The following is a 20,390-nucleotide window of genomic DNA, read 5'->3' as shown; positions in this document are numbered from 1 at the left end:
TCGCCTAAAATTTGGCGGGCGTTTTTTTATATAATTTTTTAACTTTAAGCCCATTGATTTCTATTTCGATGGATGCTTTCCACGGGCACAGCCTGAACATAGAGTTTCAGGAGTGGCCGCCTACATTAAACCAACTAGTTATACTAAACTATTCATTTTAAAGGAGAGCTTATCATGAACATTCTTGTAATTGGTAGTGGCGGTCGTGAACATGCAATCGCTAAACAATTTAACAACGCACCATCTGTAGAAAAGGTTTTCGTAGCACCAGGTAATGATGGAATGAGGGCGGATGCAGAAGTGATTGCAATTGATGCATTAAATTTTGTGGCACTTGCACAATTCGCCAAAGAAAACGATATCGCTCTAACTTTTGTAGGGCCGGAACAGCCATTGGCAGAAGGAATTGTCGATTACTTTAATGAGCAAGGCTTAGTTATTTTCGGTCCAACTAAGGCTGCAGCAAAAATTGAAGGTTCTAAGTCTTATGCAAAAGATATTATGAACAAATATCAAATTCCGACAGCTGCACACGAAACATTTACTGAAGCAGATAAAGCAGTTGCCTACATTAAAAAGCAAGGCGCCCCAATTGTTATTAAAGCAGATGGTTTAGCAGCTGGTAAAGGTGTTATTGTAGCGATGGAAGAAGAGGAAGCAATTGAAGCAGTTGAGGATATGATCGGCAACCAGCGCTTTGGTGATTCATCATCTCGCGTAGTAATTGAAGAGTACCTGGATGGCGAAGAATTCAGCTTTATGAGCTTCGTACATAAAGGGCAAATTTATCCAATGGTTATTGCACAAGATCATAAACGTGCATATGATGGCGACCGAGGTCCGAATACCGGGGGAATGGGTGCTTATTCACCGGTCCCGCAAATATCTGAGGATGTAGTAAAGGTTGCTTATGATACAATCGTTCAACCGACAGTACAAGCAATGGAGACAGAAGGTGTATCGTTTACAGGTATTTTGTATGCAGGATTAATTTTAACAGCAAAAGGCCCAAAGGTTATCGAATTTAATGCACGCTTTGGTGACCCGGAAACACAAGTTGTTCTTCCACGTATGGCATCTGACTTTGGCGAATTTATGATTAGCTTAATGAATGAAAAGCCGTTTGAGTTAAAGTGGAAAGATGAAGCGATGTTAGGGGTTGTGATAGCTGCTGAAGGCTATCCGGGTGATGTAGAAAAAGGAAATGCATTACCAGAGCTGTCCGATATTGTCTTGCCAGTGTTCCATGCAGGTACAAAATTTGAAGATGGTCAATTTGTTGGCAATGGCGGACGAGTGCTTTTAGTTGCTGCTGAAGCCGCAACATTAAAAGAAGCGCAGGAAAAAGTCTATACAGAGCTCGCGAAAAAGCAATGGTCACACTTCTTCTTCCGTCAAGATATTGGTTGGAGAACATTTAAATAATAATAGAGCTGTGCTAATGGTCAAATAGACTTTTAACACAGCTTTTTTAGGACTTATTTTAAGGATTAATCATTAACTGGCATCATTTCACTCATTTGTTCGGAATTGGCCATTGCAACTACTGGACAGTATTGATAATAACCTTCTGCAACCTTCATCGAACCAGCAAGAATCATCATACGTCCTACTGTACATTGAGGCTTACGTGCAATTCTGCCGACACCAAATGCAGTCATTGCTACACCACACATCATACGTACAAAAGCATTCGTTTCAGAAATATTAGGGTTTAACATTAATAGCTCCTCCTTTTATTAGAAAATTAAAAAAATTATTCTGGAAACACTTTGCTTTATAAAAGTGCTATGATACGATTAATTCACAAAAGGAATATTGTAGCAAAAGCCTACATAAAGCAAAATATAATAGATTTAGTATGGTTTTTTCTAATAAAAAGATACTAAATTTTTGGAGGGAGTGTTTAAAATGCCAGAAATAAACTGGAAATTAAATAATATTCGAAAGCATGTAGGTATCATTGATGGGCATGACGCTCCAAACCTGGTTTTAAGGAATGCAAAATATTTGCATAGTATACTTAAAACTTGGGTGTCAGGTAATATTTGGATTAGTGATGACCGTATCGTTTATGTGGGAAATCAGATGCCTGCAAACCTTAATGGAACGGAAGTTATAGATTTAACAGGAAAGATTGTTGTACCGGGTTATATTGAGCCTCATGTACATCCATTTCAATTATATAATCCTCATAGTTTTGCAGAATTTAGCGCACAATCAGGAACAACAGCATTTATATCCGATAATATGACATTTGTCTCTTTATTTGAAAATAAGAAAGCGTTTTCTTTGATGGACGAGCTTGCAAAATTACCGTTCTCTTTTTATTGGTGGAGTCGCTTTGATTCACAAACAGAGCTTGAGAATGAAGGGGAGCTTTATTCGAATGCCTCGGTAATGGAATGGCTAGAACGTCATGATGTAGTGCTTGGTGGAGAACTTACGGGATGGCCTCGGGTAATGCACGGGGATAATCAAATGCTTTACTGGATTCAAAATGCCAAGCATAAAGGGAAAAAGATTGAAGGACATTTACCGGGTGCTTCAGAAAAAACATTAGCAAAAATGAGATTATTCGGTGTAGATGGTGATCACGAATCAATGACAATAGAAGACATTGAAGCGCGTTTACTTCATGGCTATGCCGTTACACTCCGCTATTCGTCAATTCGTCCGGATTTACCTCAACTTTTAAAAGCAGTCGTTGATAAAGGCTATGAAATATTTGATCATTTAATGATGACGACAGACGGCTCTACACCAAGCTTTCATGAAGATGGTGTAATAGATAAATGTATTCGTGCGGCACTTGAAGCAGGAGTACGTCCGGTAGACGCATATAATATGGCAAGTTATAATGTAGCACGTTATTATAATATGACGAATTTACATGGACTCATTGCTACAGGACGCTATGCAAGTTTAAATGTACTAACAGATGAATATTCACCTACACCGGAATCGGTACTTTCAAAAGGTGTATGGTTAAAGCGTAATCATCAAGATATGAAGGCATTTCCATCCGTGGACTTGTCCGTTTTTGAGAGTTTGAAAATAGATTTTGACTTACATGAGTCTGATTTTCAGTTTTCGATGCCTATAGGAATTGAAATGGTCAATGATGTAATTACAAAGCCATATAGTATAAAAAATCATGGACATAATATTTCATTAACTACAGAGCATGATGAAAGCTTTTTAATGCTCGTTGACCGTAAAGGGAAATGGCGCATTAATACAATGATTAAAGGCTTTGCAACACATGTAAAAGGTTTTGCCTCCTCTTATTCTAATACGGGGGATATTATCTTAATCGGAAAATCGATGCATGATATGCAGCACGCATTTAATGAGTTAAAGAAAATGCATGGCGGTATAGTACTTGTTGAAGATGGACAAGTTGTAACAAAATTACCGCTACAATTATCAGGTGCTGTGTATGATGGCGCTGTGGAAGACTTGATTCCGCTTGAGCTTGCATTAAAAAGCGCATTAAAAAAACGCGGTTATAGTCATTCAGATGCGATTTATACGTTACTATTTTTACAATCAACGCATTTACCATATATTCGAATTACAACGCGTGGCATTTTTGATGTCATGAAAAATACGGTCATGTTACCAGCTGTGATGAGATAGATAAAATGAGGGGAGTTTGCAGGATGAAGCGCAGTATATTGATATTAGCGATGTTAAGTATGACCGTGATTACAGGGTGTTCCAATAAAGAACAGGCAGAGGAAGAGCCAGTAGTTGAAGTAGAAGAGCAGCAGATAGAAGAGAAGGAAGATATTATTGTGGCTGGTGCAGAAGTACTGCCTTTTGTAACACCATTTACAGGTGAAAGAGTAGCGGAAGAAGTTACAATGCGTCCCATTCTTGCAACGATTAATAACCATCCGCAGGCACGCCCACAATCAGGCTTAGCGCAGGCAGATGTTGTGTACGAGATGTTGGCAGAAGGGGATGTGACACGTTTTTTAGCGCTTTATCAATCCGAAATCCCTGAATCGATCGGACCAATCCGTAGTGCCCGTTCGTACTTCATTGATATTGCCAATGGATTAGATGCCTTTTATATTGCGCATGGTTACAGTCCAGAAGCAAAATCAATGCTTGAACGTAAGGTTGTAGAAAATATTAACGGAATGCATTATGATGGGACTTATTTCAAACGTTCTTCTGCACGCAAAGCACCTCATAATTCTTATATATCCGGTGAAAACGTTCGTGCAGGAGCAGAAAAAGTAGGTGCTTCATTACTTTATCAGAAAAAAGTATCATATCCATTCTATGAAGCTGAAGATAATGTTAAAATAGGAACAACGGCTAATGAAGTATTGATGAAATATAATAATAGTGGTTCATTTAATAGTCAGTATGTATATAATGCAGACTCAAATCGGTATACGAGATATTCAGCAAATACGGAAACAATCGATTATGAAACAAATGAATCTATCGAATTAGCTAATATATTATTTTTTGAAATGCCCCACCGCATTATTGATAATGCAGGAAGACGTGATATTACAATTACTGGCGGAGGCAATGCGTACGTAGCCCAAGCGGGAATGGTACGGGAAGTTAAGTGGAAAAACGCAGATGGTTTGTTAATCGCTATTGAGGAAGATGGCACTGAAGTAAAGTTAGTACAAGGGAAGACATGGGTACATTTCGTACCATCATCTCCAGGTTTAGCAACATCTGTTATATATTCAGAGTAGAAAGGAAATGATGGGCTAAATGCAAATTGAAAAAATTCGCGGTCATCAAACAGAACAGCTATTTAAAGCGGTCCTGGAATTAAAAGATATCGAGGAATGCTATAAGTTTTTTGATGATTTATGCACAATCAGTGAAATCCAATCATTAGCACAGCGTTTCGAGGTTGCACATTTATTACGTTTAAAGAAGACGTATGAAACAATTAAAAAGGAAACAGGTGCTTCGACAGCAACGATTTCCCGTGTACGCCGTTGCTTTGACTATGGAAATGACACTTATGATGAGATGTTGGGACGTCTTTATCCGGATGAAAAGCCATTTACACCAAAGTGATAAAGCTCACGAACATCTTCTGTCATTGTATTCGATTATGCTAAGATGAATGTTTAAATATGAGTAGCTTAAAGACTGAGTAGATTTTCTCACTCAGTCTTTTATTATTTTTTATACATTCGTTATACTATTAGATAGTCGTAAATAATAAGAACTGACTTAAAATATAAATTAGAAGAATTTAAAAGAATAGGTGGAAGAGAGAATGGATTACTTAAATTGGCGTCACGTGTTTAAATTAGACCCTGCGAAGGAAATTTCAGATGAGGCGTTAGAGCTAATTTGCGAATCAGGTACAGATGTAATTTTGGTAGGCGGTACAGATGGGGTGACCCTTGATGGAGTACTGGACTTATTAGTACGTGTCCGCCGTTTTTCCGTGCCGATTGCGCTTGAGATTTCAAATGTTGATAGTATTAGTCCAGGCTATGATTATTATTTCATCCCGTCTGTTTTAAATAGTCGTGATACAAAATGGGTGAAAGATTTACATCATGAAGCTATTAAAGAATACGGCGATGTTTTAATTTGGGAAGAGCTTGTTGCAGAGGGCTATTGTGTATTAAATCCAGATTGTAAAGTAGCACAAGTGACAAATGCTAAAACGGATTTAACGGTAGAAGATGTAGTGGCGTATGCAAGAATGGCCGAAAACTACTTTAAATTACCTATTTTCTATTTAGAATATAGTGGAGCATATGGCGATATTGAAGTGGTAAAAGCTACAGCAGAAGTTTTAGATAAAACAAAGCTATTTTATGGCGGTGGTATTACCTCTGTTGAGCAGGCGAAGGAAATGGCTGCGCATGCCCATACGGTTATTGTTGGCAACATTATTTATGACGACTTAAAAGCTGCATTAAAAACTGTACAAGCAGTGAAAAGCATCGTGAAGTAATATATAATAGGAACAAATGTTCTTTAGATAGGAAGGTGCAATATGGAGCACATAGCAAAAAATTTAATTGCTGGTATGAATCCGCAACAAGCAGAAGCGGTGAAAACAACAGAAGGTCCACTCCTTATTATGGCAGGAGCAGGATCAGGAAAAACACGTGTCCTAACACATCGTATCGCGTATTTAGTCGTAGAGCGTGAAGTATATCCGTCAAAAATTTTGGCCATTACATTTACGAATAAAGCAGCCCGTGAAATGCGTGATCGAATCGATGGGATTTTAGGGACAGGTACGACAGAAAGTATGTGGGTATCAACATTCCACTCAATGTGTGTGCGTATTTTGCGTCGTAATATCGACCGTATTGGCTATTCAAAAAGTTTCTCTATTTTAGATAGCTCTGATCAGCTGACAGTAATAAAAAATATATTGAAGCAAGATAATATCGACCCGAAAAAGTACGATCCGCGTGCAATATTAAATACGATTAGTTCGGCAAAAAACGAATGTATTACAGTAGATGGTTTTGAAGCGAATATGAATCCGCATAATCCATTTGAAAAGATTGCTGCACAAGTGTACAAAGGCTATCAAAAACGCTTAAAACAAAATCAAAGCCTCGACTTTGATGATTTAATCATGCTTACGATTCGTTTATTTAAAGAAGCGCCGGATGTACTGGAATTCTATCAAAATAAATTCCAGTACATTCACGTGGATGAGTATCAGGATACCAACAAATCGCAATATTTGTTGGTTCAAATGTTGGCTAAGAAGTTCCGTAACATTTGTGTTGTAGGGGATTCGGATCAATCGATTTATCGCTGGCGCGGTGCGGATATTACAAATATTCTTTCGTTTGAAAAGGATTATAAAGAAGCTAAAGTAATAATGCTTGAGCAAAATTACCGTTCGACGAAGCATATTTTACAAGCTGCAAACAGCGTTATTGAGAAAAATAAAGACCGCTATAAAAAAGTACTGCGAACAGATAATCCTGAAGGTGAAAAAATTCAGCTGTATAAAGCAGGTAATGAGCAGGATGAGGCTCAATATGTTGTACGAACGATTCAAAAGCTCATGAAAGATGAGAATTATAAGCTGGACGATTTTGCGATTTTATACCGAACAAATGCCCAATCACGTGTTATGGAGGATGTACTCGTAAAATCAAATATGAACTATCAAATTGTTGGCGGTACAAAGTTCTATGATCGAAAAGAAATTAAAGATTTACTGGCATACTTACGTTTAATTGCAAACAATGATGATGACTTATCACTGGCAAGAATTATTAATGAACCAAAACGTGCGATTGGTGCGACTTCATTTGATAAAATGCTTGTCTATGCGATGGAACGCGATCGTTCGATTTTCGATGCGATGGGTGAGCTTGTATTTATGGGGCTTTCAGGGAAGGCAGCCACATCTGCTGAAAATTTCTATAATATGATACGTTCGTTAAGTAAACGTCAACAAGAATTATCGGTAACGGAAATTGTAGAAGAAGTGCTTGAAAAATCAGGTTACCGTCAAATGCTGAAGGCTGAAAAATCAATTGAAGCGGAAAGCCGACTGGAAAATATTGAAGAGTTTTTAACCGTAACACAGGCATTCGAGGCGCGCAGCGAAGATCAGTCATTAGTAGCATTTTTAACGGATCTTGCACTTATTGCTGATATTGATTCTTTAGATGAAGAAGAAAAGGCAAAAGGAACGATTATTTTAATGACGATGCATGCCGCAAAAGGGTTGGAATTTCCCGTTGTCTTTATTATTGGGTTGGAGGAAAATATATTCCCGCACTCTCGCTCATTGGAAAGTGAAGATGAAATGGCCGAGGAAAGACGTTTAATGTATGTTGGAGCGACTCGGGCGGAACAGCGCCTTTACTTATCTTGTGCAGGATCCCGTACGATATTCGGCCGTACAGGCTACAATGCACCGTCACGTTTTTTACGCGAAATTGATGAAAATGTGTTAGAGCAAGTTTCAAAAGCAAATACTACATCATATCGTGATGATTCATTACCGTTTAAATCGAACCGTTATGACCGTATGCCGAAGCGTTCATTAGGAAGTGTGCAGGCACCTGCTTCACAAACATCACGCTTAAATTCTACAGGTGGCGATAAGTTTAATTGGCAAGTTGGAGACAAAGCATCCCACGGTAAATGGGGTGTAGGTATGGTCGTTAGCGTAAAAGGTGAGGGAGACAGCATGGAGCTGGATATTGCGTTCCCGGCACCAACTGGCATAAAGCGTTTACTTGCAAAATTTGCGCCGATTACGAAAGCTTAGGAGGAACATTTGATGAATGAAATAGAACAAAGAATTGCGGAATTGAACACGCTTCTTCATGAGTATGGCTATGCGTATTATGTACTGGATAAACCGGTAGTAGAAGATAGTGTATATGATCAGCTTTTACATGAACTTATCGCCTTAGAAGAAGCAAATCCGGAATTTATTTATCCTGATTCTCCTACTCAGCGTGTTGGCGGCATGGTATTGGAAGGCTTTAAAAAGGTAACCCATGAAACAGCAATGCTTAGTTTATCGAATGCTTTCAATGAAGAAGATTTACGTGATTTCGACCGAAAGATTGAGCAGGCAATCGGTAAAAATTATTCTTATGTATGTGAGCTGAAAATAGATGGTTTGGCCATATCTCTGCGCTATGAAAACGGGGTATTTGTACAAGGCGCTACACGTGGTGACGGGACAGTTGGTGAAGATATTACAGCCAACCTAAAAACAATCCGTGCCATTCCTTTACGTTTAAATGAACCAGTAACATTAGAAGTGCGCGGCGAAGCTTATATGCCGAAAAAATCTTTTGAGAACCTGAATAAACGTCGTGCTGAAAAGGGAGAAGAGCTATTTGCAAATCCTCGAAACGCGGCAGCAGGCTCGTTACGTCAATTAGATCCGAAGATTGCAGCAAGCAGAAATTTGTCGACCTTTATATATGCAGTTGGCGGGGACGGAGAAAGCTATGGAATCGACGGGCATTGGGAAATGCTCAAGTATTTGGAGGAGCTAGGTTTTCCATCAAATAAAGAGCGTGAGTATTGTGAAACTATTGACGACGTTTTGGCGTTTATAGAAAAGTGGACAGAAGCACGCCCGAATTTATCATATGAAATTGATGGCATTGTCATCAAAGTGAATCGCTATGCCCACCAAGATGAACTTGGCTTTACGGCAAAATCGCCACGCTGGGCAATTGCTTATAAATTCCCGGCAGAAGAAGTGGTAACAAAATTATTGGATATTGAACTAACGGTAGGTCGCACAGGTGTCATTACTCCGACAGCGATTTTAACACCGGTACTTGTTGCAGGAACTACTGTAAGCCGTGCATCATTGCACAATGAAGACTTAATCCGCGAAAAGGACATTCGAATCGATGATACGGTTATCGTACGAAAAGCAGGAGATATCATTCCGCAAATTGTAGGGGTCGTTCTAGAACAGCGCCCAGATGACGCTGTACCGTATAAAATGCCGACTCATTGCCCTGCGTGTGATGAAGAAGTTGTACGCATTGATACTGATGTAGCATTGCGCTGCGTGAATCCACAATGTCCGGCACAAATCGCGGAAGGCGTGAAGCATTTCGTTTCCCGTAATGCAATGAATATCGACGGGTTAGGCGAAAAAGTTGTAGAACAGTTGCTTCGTGAAGGGTATATTGAGGATGTTGCTGGTTTATATGAATTGACAGTCGAGCAACTAATTCAGCTAGAGCGAATGGGGCAAAAATCTGCAACGAATTTAGTGGAGGCACTACTGCAGTCGAAGGATAATTCCCTGGAGAGATTACTGTTTGGTCTTGGTATACGTCATGTAGGAGAAAAGGCAGCAAAAATTTTAGCTGCACATTTCGAAACGATGGACGCCTTAATGCAAGCCAAAGAAGAGGAATTGAAGGATATTCATGAAATTGGTGATAAAATGGCCGAATCTATCGTAGCCTATTTTGCGAATGAGTCCGTGCAACAGCTAATCGAGCGCTTAAAGGAATTTGGTCTTAATATGTCCTATAAAGGTAAGAAGGTTGTTGTAGAAGCAGGGGCAAATCCTTTTGCTGGGAAAACAATTGTGCTTACAGGAAAACTTCAACAATTGACACGTAACGAAGCAAAGGCGAAAATAGAACAGTTAGGTGGAACGGTTGCAGGGAGTGTAAGTAAAAAAACAGATCTTGTAATCGTTGGTGAAGATGCTGGCTCAAAGCTCGAAAAGGCTCAAAGCTTAGGCATAGAAATTTGGGATGAAGTGCGCCTAATCGAACAATTAATATAGTAAAGGGGACTTGTTCTCATGAAACGATATCGCTGGATACCTGCGATAATTGCAACGGTCCTGTTATCAGCGTGTGCGCCAAACATTACACCTGATACAGAGCTGACACAAGAATCAGACTCGGATCAAGCTGTTGAAACAACGATTATCCCGAATATGCAAATTAACGATAAATTTTATCGTACATTAATTCCTTATAAGGAAAGCGCAAGTCGAGGATTGGTCGTTTCAAATATTTATACGAAATATGACATGAAAGAAGTCGAAACAGGTTTAATGCGTATTTCACAAAATCACTTTGATACGGAAAATTACTATTTTCAAGAAGGACAATACTTAGACGAAACAACGTTGAAATACTGGTTGGCACGACCAAACCAAACAGAGGATAAAGGGCCTGAATACCAAGGGTTAAACCCTTCAAGTATTGATGAAGAAACTGGTAAGGAGATGGATCCTACTGTTAAAGCGACAGAAGCACCGGTATATTTAGCACATATTATCGAACAAAATTATTTAACAAAAACAGATGACAATAAAGTGAAATTGGGCGGTGTTTCGATTGGTTTAGCGCTCAATTCAATTTACTATTATCAAAAGGAACAGTACGGTGAGTTTTTTGAGCAGAAAATTCCGGATGATGAGTTGGAAGCAGCAGGTAAAAAGATTGCACAGGAAGTAGTCAATCGTTTGCGTGCACGTACAGATTTAGCTGATGTGCCGATCGTAATTGCCATATTTAAACAGGCAGAGCGAAATGCGATTGTACCAGGCACATACACAGACTATAATTTTGTCGACAAAGGTACGACTGCTCTGGGCGATTGGGAAGGAATCGATGAAAGGTATGTAACGTTCCCGATGAGTTCACCGGATGACATTTACCGTGACCTCAACAAAAAATTCCAAGACTTTAAACAGGATGTCGATAAATACTTCTCTAATTTCACGAGTGTATTTGCAACCGGCTTTTATCAGAATAAAAAAGTCCAGAAGCTTGATATCGAAATTCCGATTCAATTTTACGGCACAGCGGAAATTACTGGCTTTACCCAATATTTAACCGGCTTAATGCTCACGCATTTACCGCTGGATCTGTATATTTCGGTAAGTATTACTTCAGTAAACGGTCCGGAAGTATTGATTATTAAAGAACCAAATGATGATAAGCCATTTGTTCATATTTATGAGTAAAATTCAACGAAGAATACCATACTTTTAAAAGTGTGGTATTTTCATTTTTTTATAAAAAATCCACTTTATCACTTTAATGCGTTAATTTGGCGGAAAAACGTCCAAAGGAATGGATTGTTTGCTCGATTTTTTCGCAAAGCTGTGATTTTTATTAGGAAAAATGGTATCATTATGGGCATGGTTTATGTAGAATCAGCGGGTGTCCGAAACAATCACTGACTCCACATATAGCCCCGGCAGATAATCAAGATTTTTAGTTTTTCGAACGTATTCAAAAACTCTGACACATATGCCGAGGCATATTTGATTCGATACTTTGGAGGTGTAATAAATGGCAAAAATATCAAAAGAAGAAGTAAAACACGTAGCGCACTTAGCTCGCCTTGCAATCACAGAAGAGGAAGCAGAGAAATTTGCTGAACAACTTGGAAAGATCACTGATTTTGCAGAGCAGTTAAATGAATTAGATACAACAAATGTAGAGCCGACTTCACATGTTTTACCTTTAGTGAACGTACTTCGTGAGGACGTAGCAAAAGAAGGCTTACCTCTTGAAAAAGTAATGCTAAACGTAAAAGAACAAGAAGCAGGTCAAATTAAAGTACCATCAATTATGGAGTAATAGGAGGAACCACTCGCATGACAGTATTTGAGCGCACATCAGCACAACTACAAGAAAGCTTAAAGTCGGGCGAACTTACAATTGCGGAATTAACAAAAGAAGCATTTGACCGCATTGAAAAGTTAGACGGCGACGTACAAGCATTCTTAGCATTAAATAAAGAACAAGCAACTGCTAAAGCGGCAGAATTAGATAAAGTTCCTTTTGAGGAGCGCGGTCCATTATTCGGTATGCCTATCGGAGTTAAGGATAATATCGTGACAGAAGGTTTAGAAACAACTTGTGCTTCTAAAATCCTAGAAGGCTTTATGCCAATTTACGATGCAACAATCGTGAAAAAATTACGCGATGCCGGTATGGTAACAGTCGGTAAATTAAACATGGACGAATTCGCAATGGGTTCTTCAAACGAAAACTCGGCGTATAAAACAACGAAAAATCCATGGAATCTTTCGCACGTACCAGGTGGTTCTTCAGGTGCATCTGCAGCAGCAGTAGCAGCAGGCGAAGTCCCATTCTCACTTGGATCTGATACAGGTGGATCAATCCGTCAACCAGCAGCCTACTGTGGTGTTGTAGGAATGAAACCTACATATGGTCGTGTATCACGCTTTGGTTTAGTTGCATTCGCATCTTCATTAGATCAAATCGGACCAATTACACGTAATGTAACAGACAACGCATTATTACTTGAAGCAATCTCAGGTGTAGATGAAATGGATTCTACTTCTGCTGATGTGCCAGTACCGAATTATGCAGCAAGTTTAGATGGTAACATTAAAGGTTTAAAAATCGCTGTACCAAAAGAATTCCTTGGAGAAGGCGTTGGCGAAGCAGCAAAACAATCAGTTCTTGATGCACTGGAAGTATTAAAAGGTCTAGGCGCAACAGTAGAAGAGGTATCTTTACCGCACTCTAAATACGCGTTAGCAGCTTACTACATTCTTTCATCATCTGAAGCTTCTTCTAACCTTTCACGTTTTGACGGTATTCGTTACGGTTACCGTTCAGAAAACGCTAAAAACTTATTAGAGCTATACAAACAATCTCGTGCTGAAGGTTTCGGCGACGAAGTAAAACGTCGTATCATGCTTGGTACGTATTCATTATCAGCAGGTACGTATGATGCTTACTACAAAAAAGCGCAACAAGCACGTACATTAATTAAAGCAGATTACGACAAAGTATTCGAAAAGTATGACGTAATTATTGGACCTACTGCGCCAACACCTGCATTCGCAATCGGTGCTAACATTGATGATCCAATGACAATGTACGCAAACGATATTTTAACAATTCCAATTAACTTAGCGGGTGTACCAGCAATTTCAATCCCATGTGGTTTTGAAAATGACTTACCACTAGGGTTACAAATTATCGGTAAACACTTCGATGAAGAAACACTTTACCGCGTAGCATATGCTTACGAACAAAATACAGACTTTAACACAAAAACTCCAGCACTATGGGAGGTAAAATAAGATGAACTTTGAAACAGTCATTGGTTTAGAAATTCACGTTGAATTAAAAACGAATTCTAAAATTTTCTCGGCTTCCCCAAACCATTTCGGTGCAGAGCCAAATACAAATACGTCGGTAATTGATCTTGGGTACCCAGGTGTTTTGCCAGTATTAAATAAACAAGTAGTGGACTATGCAATTCGTGCTTCTTTAGCATTAAATATGGAAATCGAACAAGAAACTAAATTCGACCGCAAAAACTACTTCTATCCAGACAATCCGAAAGCTTACCAAATTTCACAATTTGATAAGCCAATCGGTAAAAATGGATGGGTTGAAATTGAAATTCCTGCTAAAGGCGATACGCCGGGCTACAAAAAGAAAATCGGTATTACACGTCTTCACATGGAAGAAGATGCAGGTAAATTAACACACGCTGATGGTTATTCTTTAGTAGACTTAAATCGTCAAGGAACACCTCTTGTTGAGATTGTATCTGAGCCAGATATCCGCACTCCGGATGAAGCCTACGCATACCTTGAAAAAGTGAAATCAATTATTCAATATTCAGGTGTATCAGATGTACGTATGGAAGAAGGTTCATTACGTTGTGATGCGAACATTTCGATCCGTCCATATGGTCAAGAAGAGTTCGGTACAAAAACAGAGCTTAAAAACTTAAACTCGTTTAACTTCGTACGCCGTGGTTTAGAGCATGAGGAAGTTCGTCAGGCAGAAGTACTAATGGCTGGTGGCATTATTGAGCAAGAGACGCGCCGATTCGATGAAAAGACAGGTAAAACGATTTTAATGCGTGTAAAAGAAGGTACGGATGATTACCGTTACTTCCCAGAGCCAGACTTAGTACGTCTTTCTATTTCTGATGAGTGGGTAGAGCGTATTCGCCAGTCAATTCCTGAATTACCGGATGCTCGTAAATCACGTTACGTTTCTGAATTAGGCTTAACAGATTATGATGCAAACGTACTTGTTGTTAATAAAGAGATTTCTGATTTCTTTGATGCAACAGTAACGGCTGGTGCTGATGCAAAATTAACGGCAAACTGGTTAATGGGTGACGTTTCTGCATACTTAAACTCAGAGCAAAAAGAGTTGAAAGATACTGCTTTAACTCCAGAAAACTTAGCTGGTATGGTGAAGTTAATTTCTGACGGCACAATTTCTTCTAAAATCGCGAAAAAAGTGTTCACTGAATTAGTTACTAATGGTGGAGACGCAGCGAAAATCGTGAAGGAAAAAGGCTTAGTTCAAATTTCTGATCCAGAAATAATCCGTGGCTTCGTTACAACTGTTCTTGATAATGATGCAAAATCGGTAGCTGATTTCTTAGGCGGCAACGAACGTGCGATTAAAGCACTTTTAGGCCAAATTATGAAAGCATCTAAAGGACAAGCAAACCCTCAATTAACAAACCAAATTTTAATGGAAGAAATTAATAAACGATAATTTCTTCGTGTGAACGGCAGTCTATTATAAATAGACTGTCGTTTTTTTATTTGGGTGTTAAAGAAATTCACTTGATAAATTATAATCATAAGCTAATAATTGGAATTATAAATAGCGGAAAGAGGGAGGGGTTTATTATGGGAAAGACATGGGGTGTCGGACCAATTCAAATTGTACGAGAACAGCACATAGCCAGAGACCATTATGCGATTATTGAAGGCGCAAAAATTGTCCAGCTTTGTGAAAAAGCCGGCTTACCTGAACAGATTGATCTTGTGGAAACAAAGGCTACCTATAAATTAATGCCAGGGATGATTGACCAGCATATTCATGGAATGTCAGGTGCAGATGTAATGGATGGAACAGAAAGTAGTCTTAATACGATTAGTAAAGCACTTGCTAAGCATGGTGTGACGAGCTTTTTGGCAACTACAATGACAGCCGCATTAAATCAAATCGAACATGCTTTACGAACGATTGCCGATACGGGAAGTTCAGTAGAGGGTGCCAAAATAGTAGGTATTCATTTAGAAGGTCCATTTATTAATCCGATTCAAAAGGGTGCACAGTCTGATCAATATATTATAAAGCCCTCTGCTGAAATTTTTGAAAAACTAAATTCATCTTCACAAAAACAAATAAAGCTCATAACATTTGCAGCGGAACTGGATGAAGGGAAAAAGCTTGCATCATACTTGAAAAATAATGACATTGTAGCATCCATCGGACATTCTAATGCGAAGTATGCTGAAACAAAGGTCTTATTGGAGCAACAGCTAATTCAAAATGCTACTCATTTTTGCAATGGGATGAGGTCAATCCATCACCGTGAGCCGGGTCTGCAAGTAGCTTTATTGCAAAGTGACAGTAAGCTAGAGATTATTGCGGATGGAATACATCTTGATCCAGACATGATCCGCTTTATTTTTGAGACGATTGGTGAAGACCGGATGATATTAATATCAGATAGTATGAGGGCAACTGAGTTGGTGGATGGCATTTATGATTTAGGTGGACAGCAAGTTCGTGTAGAGAATGGGTTGTGTAAACTGGTGGAAAGTGATGCGCTTGCAGGAAGCACACTTAATTTAAATAAGGCAAGAAAAAACATGAAAGAATGGCTTCAACTATCAGACTTGACGCTGGCTAAGCTGACAGCAACAAATAGTGCAAAACTGTTAGGGTTATATGAACATAAAGGTTCAATTGAAATTGGTAAAGATGCTGATTTTTATATAATAAATGAACAAGAGGATGTTGTAATGACTGTTTCAGAAGGGAAAGTAATTTTTGAGCACCTAAAGGGGGAGTCCAAGTGAATTTTATTAAAGGGGATGCTATACGCACTGACTTACAGCTAAAAAGGAGTTTTTTTAATTTAGCTGATGAAACGTTTAGTCTTAAATTTGAACAATGGGATGAGCTTGGTTATTGGAACGATACATATTGTCCCTATGCCTTTGAAGTGGATGGTGAAATAGCTTCAAATGTATCAACAAGTACGGGATTGATGGTTTTAGATGGCAAACAGTATAAAGCTGTTCAAATAGGGACTGTCATGACAAATCCAAAATTCCAAGGGAAGGGATTATCACGGCGGCTAATGGAAAAGGTAATGGAGGATCATGCAAATGCCAATATACTTTACTTATTTGCAAATAAGTCAGTATTAGGTTTTTATCCGAAGTTTGGATTTGAAATGCGTACTCAATCTACTTTTACATTGGATAAAAAAGATCTTGTATCCAATGAAACGGAAATAAATAAAATTAACATGGATAATAATATCGAAAGAAGGCTATTTTACGATACGACGATGAGCCGTGTACCAATTAGCCAAAAAATGAGTATGGTTCAAAATGAAAGTATTGTTATGTTCCATGCATTGACGCAATATCGGGATTGTATCTACTATGTTCCAAATTTCCAAGTATATGTCATTTTAAAAGAATCAGCTCAACATGTTGAAGTAATTGATGTAATTTCTAAAGAACCTTTTGATTTGTTGGAAGTGTTGGAAAGCCTACCGATTAAAACCTCGAAAATTAAACTTTGCTTTACACCGGATAATTTAAAAATTCCGGTTGTACAGGAAATGTTCAAAGATGAGGGAGCCATGTTTGTGAAAAATCAAATTGATGTCAACTATCCGAATAATTTACTGTATCCATACAGTGGTTTAGCATAATAAAAGGAGGTCCGGAAAATTCTATCCGGACCTCCTTTTTGCGGATTCATCACAATAAGTTGGGGATGACAAATTGCCGCCTCGCGATAGCGCAAGCGGCTTTATTGGACGGTCTATTTAAGAAGTTTAGTCGGGCAAATTGCCAAAACTAGTATGTCCATTTAATAATTTTGCGGTGACGTGTAGAAGGCGCTTTTTTGCTTCATGGGCAACTGGTATATCCTCTAAATCAAATCCATGAATGCAGCCTTTATAAATATCCAGTTGAACTTCTATATGCGCTTCGCGTAATTTATCAACAAACTCACAAACTTCCTCATAAAAAAGATCATGGGTGCCTATGAAAGTATAGATTGGCGGAAGTTTCTCCAAGTTGGCATATAAAGGCGATGCGTACTGCGGAATGGTTTTCATATTGCCTAAATAGGCCTTCCAACTGTATCTGTTTTTATCATCATTCCAAATAGCAGGTGAAGTAAACTGTTTATGAAACGATCGTTCTTTCGCATCAAGCATCGGATATAATGGCAAAATCGCTGCTATTTGCGGTCCTTTATCATCTCGTGCCTTTAATGCTACAGCCAATGCCAAGTTCCCCCCTGCACTGCCTCCGCTGACTATTATTTTGCCCGGATCTATATTTAGAGCGCTCGCATGTTTACTAATCCATGTTAAAGTTTCATAACCATCCTCCAGAGCTGCAGGATAAGGGTGTTCTGGGGCAAGGCGATATTGAGGGATGAATACCACTGCTTGGAAATTATGGACAAAGTCAATGACATAAGGAATACTATCATCCGGATTGCCAAATACCATTCCACCACCATGAAACCAAACGAAACAGGGCATATTTTGTAAAGCCTGCTTCGGTTTTAAACAAATAACACGTACATTATTAATCATAATTTCTTCCACTATGCAATTTTCCTTGCGGAAATTTTGCTTGGAAAAATGGGTGAATGCTCGATTTGTTATGAGTTGATGGAATGTGCGTGCATTTTTTAGTTTACTGTTAAATACTTCAACTAACTCAGGGTGCAGCCCATTCATACTGATACAGCCTCCGATAACTTTCTTTGTTCGATTTTTTTAAAGGAACGAAGAGAAAACTTCATGATTAATAGACTAAGAACACTTCCGATAAATAAAGGTATCGCACCAGGCATAATATTAAACACAAAATATATAAAAATAATACTTAAAACATTCAATACAACGGTAAAAGGTGAAGTAATGGTGAATAAAAACGCCTGTTTAATCATTGCAAAAAATGCTAAATCAAAATGTACATACACTGGAAAAAAGAAAAACAAAGTGCCGAAAATAATGAAAGCAATAATAAAAGTTGGTATAAGAAGAATGGATAAAGACTCAAAAGTATATATTGCATAAAAATCGATTGCTAAAATAAATAGAATGATATAACTAATGACTGCATAGCCATTTCCTTTTAACCACTCATTTTTATAGACTTCCCAAAAAGTCTGCGTAATCGGCTTCTCAATATCCAACAGCAGTTGACGTGTAATTGTAAATAAAGCAATCGTTGCTGGAAACAGCCCGAAAACAAAAAGTCCAATCGCAGAGAAAAATAACCATAAAAAATTCAAGTATATTATTTTTAATAGTTTTACACCAAAACTATAAAAGCCGTCCCAAAATGACATTAAAATACCCCCTTACCCTAATTATAAGATAAAAATTCAGAAAAATCGTTTAATTTAAATTTAGGACTTTTAATGGACTTGAGTTAATTCGATTTTTTTTGTAGTCTGAAAAAAATAGCAAATTTGCTATTTTATACAAATGAGAAAGAAAAAGGGGGATGGGGTATGAGTATTTCAATTTTTAAAAAGTTTGGACTATTATTTCTAGTATTGGTTCTTTCTGCTGTAATGGTTGCTTGTAGTGAGGATGAAACTAATTCAACTGATACTAACACAACTACCGATAATGGAAGCGCTAACAGTGAGACAGAGGAATCTACAGGATTATCTGGAGAAATCACAGTTTGGGCACATCCATATACAGACGGTACGACAGGTGAAGGTGACATGTGGAAGACTTTCGCAGCTGACTTTGAGAGTGAAACAGGGGTAAAAGTAAACTTCGAACAAATTCCATGGGCAAACCGTGACCAAAAAATTCTGACTGCTTTAGCAGCAGGTCAAGGTCCGGATGTATTCTATGTAATCCCTGACCAAATGCCTCAATATGCAGAGCAACAATTAATTTTAGATATTTCACAATATGTGACAGATGAAGAATTAAGCGGATTTGTACCAACAGCGATCGAAGCAACTAGCTGGAAGGGCAAACAGTATGGTATGCCAATTCTTCAAACGGCTGAGTCTTTAGTTTATAATAAAGAAATTTTAGCTGAGTTGGGCGTTGATGAAAACAGCCTTCCAACAACTTGGGATGAATTCAAAGCTTTAGCAGAAAAAGCAAAAGCAGCGGGCTACTATGCATTCTCATATGCAGGTGGCGGTTCGTTAAATAACACACTTTATCCATTCTTATGGCAAGCTGGCGGTAACGTAATTGATGAGAGTAATAATATTTTAATTAACAAGCCGGAAGCAGTTAAGTCATTTGAATTAATTAATGAAATGTATTCAAAAGGTTGGATCCCTCAAGATTCAATTACAGCACTTGATCATGACTCATTATACTTTGGCGGTAAGTTACTTGCAGTAAACGGTTCAGGTATTTCTGTTAACCGTCTATTAGCTGAGAAACCATTTGAATTTATTATTGCACCACCATTAAAAGATGCTGAGCAGTTAACTTACGGTACTGTTGGAATGTTCGTAGGTTCTGCAATTTCCAAAAATCCGGAAGCGGCAGCAGAGTTCATGAAATATGTAACAAACACTGAAAATCAACGTACGTTTAACAATATTACACAATATATCCCTACACGCGACGATGCAAAGGATATTTTTGATTCACAACCATACATGGCTCAATTAGCAGGCTACACTCAATATGCTAAGCCGGGTATTATCCATCCTGAAGGCCGTAACATTATGCCTTTAGTTCAAGCTGAAATTCAAGCAATGCTAGAAGGAAAACAATCTCCTCAAGAAGCTGCGGATAAGTCAGCTGAAGCGATTGATAAATTGATTAACAAATAGTTTAAAGGAGAGTTTGGTCTTAATGATCAAACTCTCTCATTACTT

General features: G+C 38.4%; 17 protein-coding genes. 14 read left to right on the top strand and 3 right to left on the bottom strand.

Going from position 1 to position 20,390, the window contains the following annotated elements:
• Positions 1–174 precede the first annotated feature (174 nt).
• Positions 175–1,425, top strand: coding sequence for a phosphoribosylamine--glycine ligase (gene purD / locus MKY13_RS18105; protein WP_191700882.1), 1,251 nt, complete (start codon positions 175–177; stop codon positions 1,423–1,425).
• Positions 1,426–1,490: 65 nt separating this feature from the next.
• On the opposite strand, the gene MKY13_RS18100 is transcribed toward purD, so the two are convergent.
• A complete protein-coding gene (locus tag MKY13_RS18100) occupies positions 1,491–1,721 on the bottom strand; it encodes a YgaP-like transmembrane domain (protein WP_191700883.1) in 231 nt (76 codons plus the stop codon).
• 190 nt (positions 1,722–1,911) lie between these two features.
• Here MKY13_RS18100 and MKY13_RS18095 point away from each other — a divergent pair, with 190 nt between their 5' ends.
• The 12 genes from MKY13_RS18095 to MKY13_RS18040 all read left to right on the top strand — a co-directional run bounded on the left by MKY13_RS18095 (position 1,912) and on the right by MKY13_RS18040 (position 17,205).
• Entirely contained in the window at positions 1,912–3,642 is a 1,731-nt protein-coding gene (locus MKY13_RS18095) for an adenine deaminase C-terminal domain-containing protein (protein ID WP_339214298.1), read from the top strand.
• Positions 3,643–3,665: 23 nt separating this feature from the next.
• Positions 3,666–4,730 (top strand): DUF3048 domain-containing protein, encoded by a 1,065-nt coding sequence (locus MKY13_RS18090; protein WP_339214296.1) that lies wholly within the window; start codon positions 3,666–3,668, stop codon positions 4,728–4,730.
• A gap of 19 nt (positions 4,731–4,749) precedes the next feature.
• Positions 4,750–5,064 carry a YerC/YecD family TrpR-related protein gene (locus MKY13_RS18085; RefSeq protein ID WP_191700886.1) on the top strand — a complete coding sequence of 105 codons (315 nt, stop codon included), beginning with the start codon at positions 4,750–4,752 and terminating at the stop codon, positions 5,062–5,064.
• Between the two features lie 205 nt (positions 5,065–5,269).
• The gene (locus tag MKY13_RS18080; protein WP_191700887.1) at positions 5,270–5,962 is read left to right on the top strand and encodes a heptaprenylglyceryl phosphate synthase; all 693 of its coding nucleotides are present in this window, start codon (positions 5,270–5,272) and stop codon (positions 5,960–5,962) included.
• Positions 5,963–6,004: 42 nt separating this feature from the next.
• Positions 6,005–8,263, top strand: a complete 2,259-nt coding sequence (pcrA, locus tag MKY13_RS18075; RefSeq protein ID WP_191700888.1) for a DNA helicase PcrA — start codon at positions 6,005–6,007, stop codon at positions 8,261–8,263.
• A gap of 12 nt (positions 8,264–8,275) precedes the next feature.
• Positions 8,276–10,273 carry an NAD-dependent DNA ligase LigA gene (gene ligA / locus MKY13_RS18070; RefSeq protein WP_191700889.1) on the top strand — a complete coding sequence of 666 codons (1,998 nt, stop codon included), beginning with the start codon at positions 8,276–8,278 and terminating at the stop codon, positions 10,271–10,273.
• Between the two features lie 18 nt (positions 10,274–10,291).
• Positions 10,292–11,467 (top strand): CamS family sex pheromone protein, encoded by a 1,176-nt coding sequence (locus tag MKY13_RS18065; RefSeq protein WP_191700890.1) that lies wholly within the window; start codon positions 10,292–10,294, stop codon positions 11,465–11,467.
• Between the two features lie 331 nt (positions 11,468–11,798).
• Complete coding sequence (gene gatC / locus MKY13_RS18060; protein ID WP_008408705.1) at positions 11,799–12,089, top strand: Asp-tRNA(Asn)/Glu-tRNA(Gln) amidotransferase subunit GatC; 291 nt, start codon at positions 11,799–11,801, stop codon at positions 12,087–12,089.
• A gap of 17 nt (positions 12,090–12,106) precedes the next feature.
• Positions 12,107–13,570 (top strand): Asp-tRNA(Asn)/Glu-tRNA(Gln) amidotransferase subunit GatA, encoded by a 1,464-nt coding sequence (gene gatA, locus MKY13_RS18055; RefSeq protein ID WP_191700891.1) that lies wholly within the window; start codon positions 12,107–12,109, stop codon positions 13,568–13,570.
• 1 nt (position 13,571) lies between these two features.
• Complete coding sequence (gene gatB, locus MKY13_RS18050; protein ID WP_339214292.1) at positions 13,572–15,017, top strand: Asp-tRNA(Asn)/Glu-tRNA(Gln) amidotransferase subunit GatB; 1,446 nt, start codon at positions 13,572–13,574, stop codon at positions 15,015–15,017.
• A 137-nt stretch (positions 15,018–15,154) separates the two neighbouring features.
• Positions 15,155–16,336 (top strand): N-acetylglucosamine-6-phosphate deacetylase, encoded by a 1,182-nt coding sequence (gene nagA, locus MKY13_RS18045; RefSeq protein WP_339214289.1) that lies wholly within the window; start codon positions 15,155–15,157, stop codon positions 16,334–16,336.
• Complete coding sequence (locus MKY13_RS18040) at positions 16,333–17,205, top strand: GNAT family N-acetyltransferase (RefSeq protein ID WP_339214287.1); 873 nt, start codon at positions 16,333–16,335, stop codon at positions 17,203–17,205. Before nagA ends, MKY13_RS18040 begins: the two co-directional genes overlap by 4 nt.
• Positions 17,206–17,331: 126 nt before the next feature.
• On the opposite strand, the gene MKY13_RS18035 is transcribed toward MKY13_RS18040, so the two are convergent.
• Together MKY13_RS18035 and MKY13_RS18030 are read right to left on the bottom strand one after the other, a co-directional pair.
• A complete protein-coding gene (locus tag MKY13_RS18035) occupies positions 17,332–18,255 on the bottom strand; it encodes an alpha/beta hydrolase (RefSeq protein WP_339214285.1) in 924 nt (307 codons plus the stop codon).
• On the bottom strand, positions 18,252–18,872 hold the full coding sequence (locus MKY13_RS18030) for a DUF624 domain-containing protein (protein ID WP_339214283.1): 621 nt from the start codon (positions 18,870–18,872) through the stop codon (positions 18,252–18,254). Before MKY13_RS18030 ends, MKY13_RS18035 begins: the two co-directional genes overlap by 4 nt.
• A 165-nt stretch (positions 18,873–19,037) precedes the next feature.
• On the opposite strand from MKY13_RS18030, the gene MKY13_RS18025 reads away from it, so the two are divergent.
• Positions 19,038–20,345 (top strand): sugar ABC transporter substrate-binding protein, encoded by a 1,308-nt coding sequence (locus tag MKY13_RS18025; RefSeq protein WP_339214281.1) that lies wholly within the window; start codon positions 19,038–19,040, stop codon positions 20,343–20,345.
• The last annotated feature ends 45 nt before the right edge of the window (positions 20,346–20,390 follow it).

Source organism: Solibacillus sp. FSL W8-0372 (genome assembly GCF_037969735.1).
Taxonomy (GTDB): Bacteria; Bacillota; Bacilli; order Bacillales_A; family Planococcaceae; genus Solibacillus; species Solibacillus faecavium.
The sequence above is the reverse complement of the archived record's forward strand: the minus strand, read 5'-3'. Positions and strand labels throughout refer to the sequence as shown.

What these genes read in the sequence shown, in the direction of transcription:
- MKY13_RS18095 (WP_339214298.1), top strand. Translation starts at nt 1,912, where the DNA reads ATGCCAGAAATAAACTGGAAATTAAATAATATTCGAAAGCATGTAGGT.
- MKY13_RS18090 (WP_339214296.1), top strand. Translation starts at nt 3,666, where the DNA reads ATGAAGCGCAGTATATTGATATTAGCGATGTTAAGTATGACCGTGATT.
- MKY13_RS18025 (WP_339214281.1), top strand. Translation starts at nt 19,038, where the DNA reads ATGAGTATTTCAATTTTTAAAAAGTTTGGACTATTATTTCTAGTATTG.
- gatB (WP_339214292.1), top strand. Translation starts at nt 13,572, where the DNA reads ATGAACTTTGAAACAGTCATTGGTTTAGAAATTCACGTTGAATTAAAA.
- gatA (WP_191700891.1), top strand. Translation starts at nt 12,107, where the DNA reads ATGACAGTATTTGAGCGCACATCAGCACAACTACAAGAAAGCTTAAAG.
- ligA (WP_191700889.1), top strand. Translation starts at nt 8,276, where the DNA reads ATGAATGAAATAGAACAAAGAATTGCGGAATTGAACACGCTTCTTCAT.
- MKY13_RS18100 (WP_191700883.1), bottom strand. Translation starts at nt 1,721, where the DNA reads ATGTTAAACCCTAATATTTCTGAAACGAATGCTTTTGTACGTATGATG.
- MKY13_RS18080 (WP_191700887.1), top strand. Translation starts at nt 5,270, where the DNA reads ATGGATTACTTAAATTGGCGTCACGTGTTTAAATTAGACCCTGCGAAG.
- pcrA (WP_191700888.1), top strand. Translation starts at nt 6,005, where the DNA reads ATGGAGCACATAGCAAAAAATTTAATTGCTGGTATGAATCCGCAACAA.
- nagA (WP_339214289.1), top strand. Translation starts at nt 15,155, where the DNA reads ATGGGAAAGACATGGGGTGTCGGACCAATTCAAATTGTACGAGAACAG.
- MKY13_RS18085 (WP_191700886.1), top strand. Translation starts at nt 4,750, where the DNA reads ATGCAAATTGAAAAAATTCGCGGTCATCAAACAGAACAGCTATTTAAA.
- purD (WP_191700882.1), top strand. Translation starts at nt 175, where the DNA reads ATGAACATTCTTGTAATTGGTAGTGGCGGTCGTGAACATGCAATCGCT.
- gatC (WP_008408705.1), top strand. Translation starts at nt 11,799, where the DNA reads ATGGCAAAAATATCAAAAGAAGAAGTAAAACACGTAGCGCACTTAGCT.
- MKY13_RS18035 (WP_339214285.1), bottom strand. Translation starts at nt 18,255, where the DNA reads ATGAATGGGCTGCACCCTGAGTTAGTTGAAGTATTTAACAGTAAACTA.
- MKY13_RS18065 (WP_191700890.1), top strand. Translation starts at nt 10,292, where the DNA reads ATGAAACGATATCGCTGGATACCTGCGATAATTGCAACGGTCCTGTTA.
- MKY13_RS18030 (WP_339214283.1), bottom strand. Translation starts at nt 18,872, where the DNA reads ATGTCATTTTGGGACGGCTTTTATAGTTTTGGTGTAAAACTATTAAAA.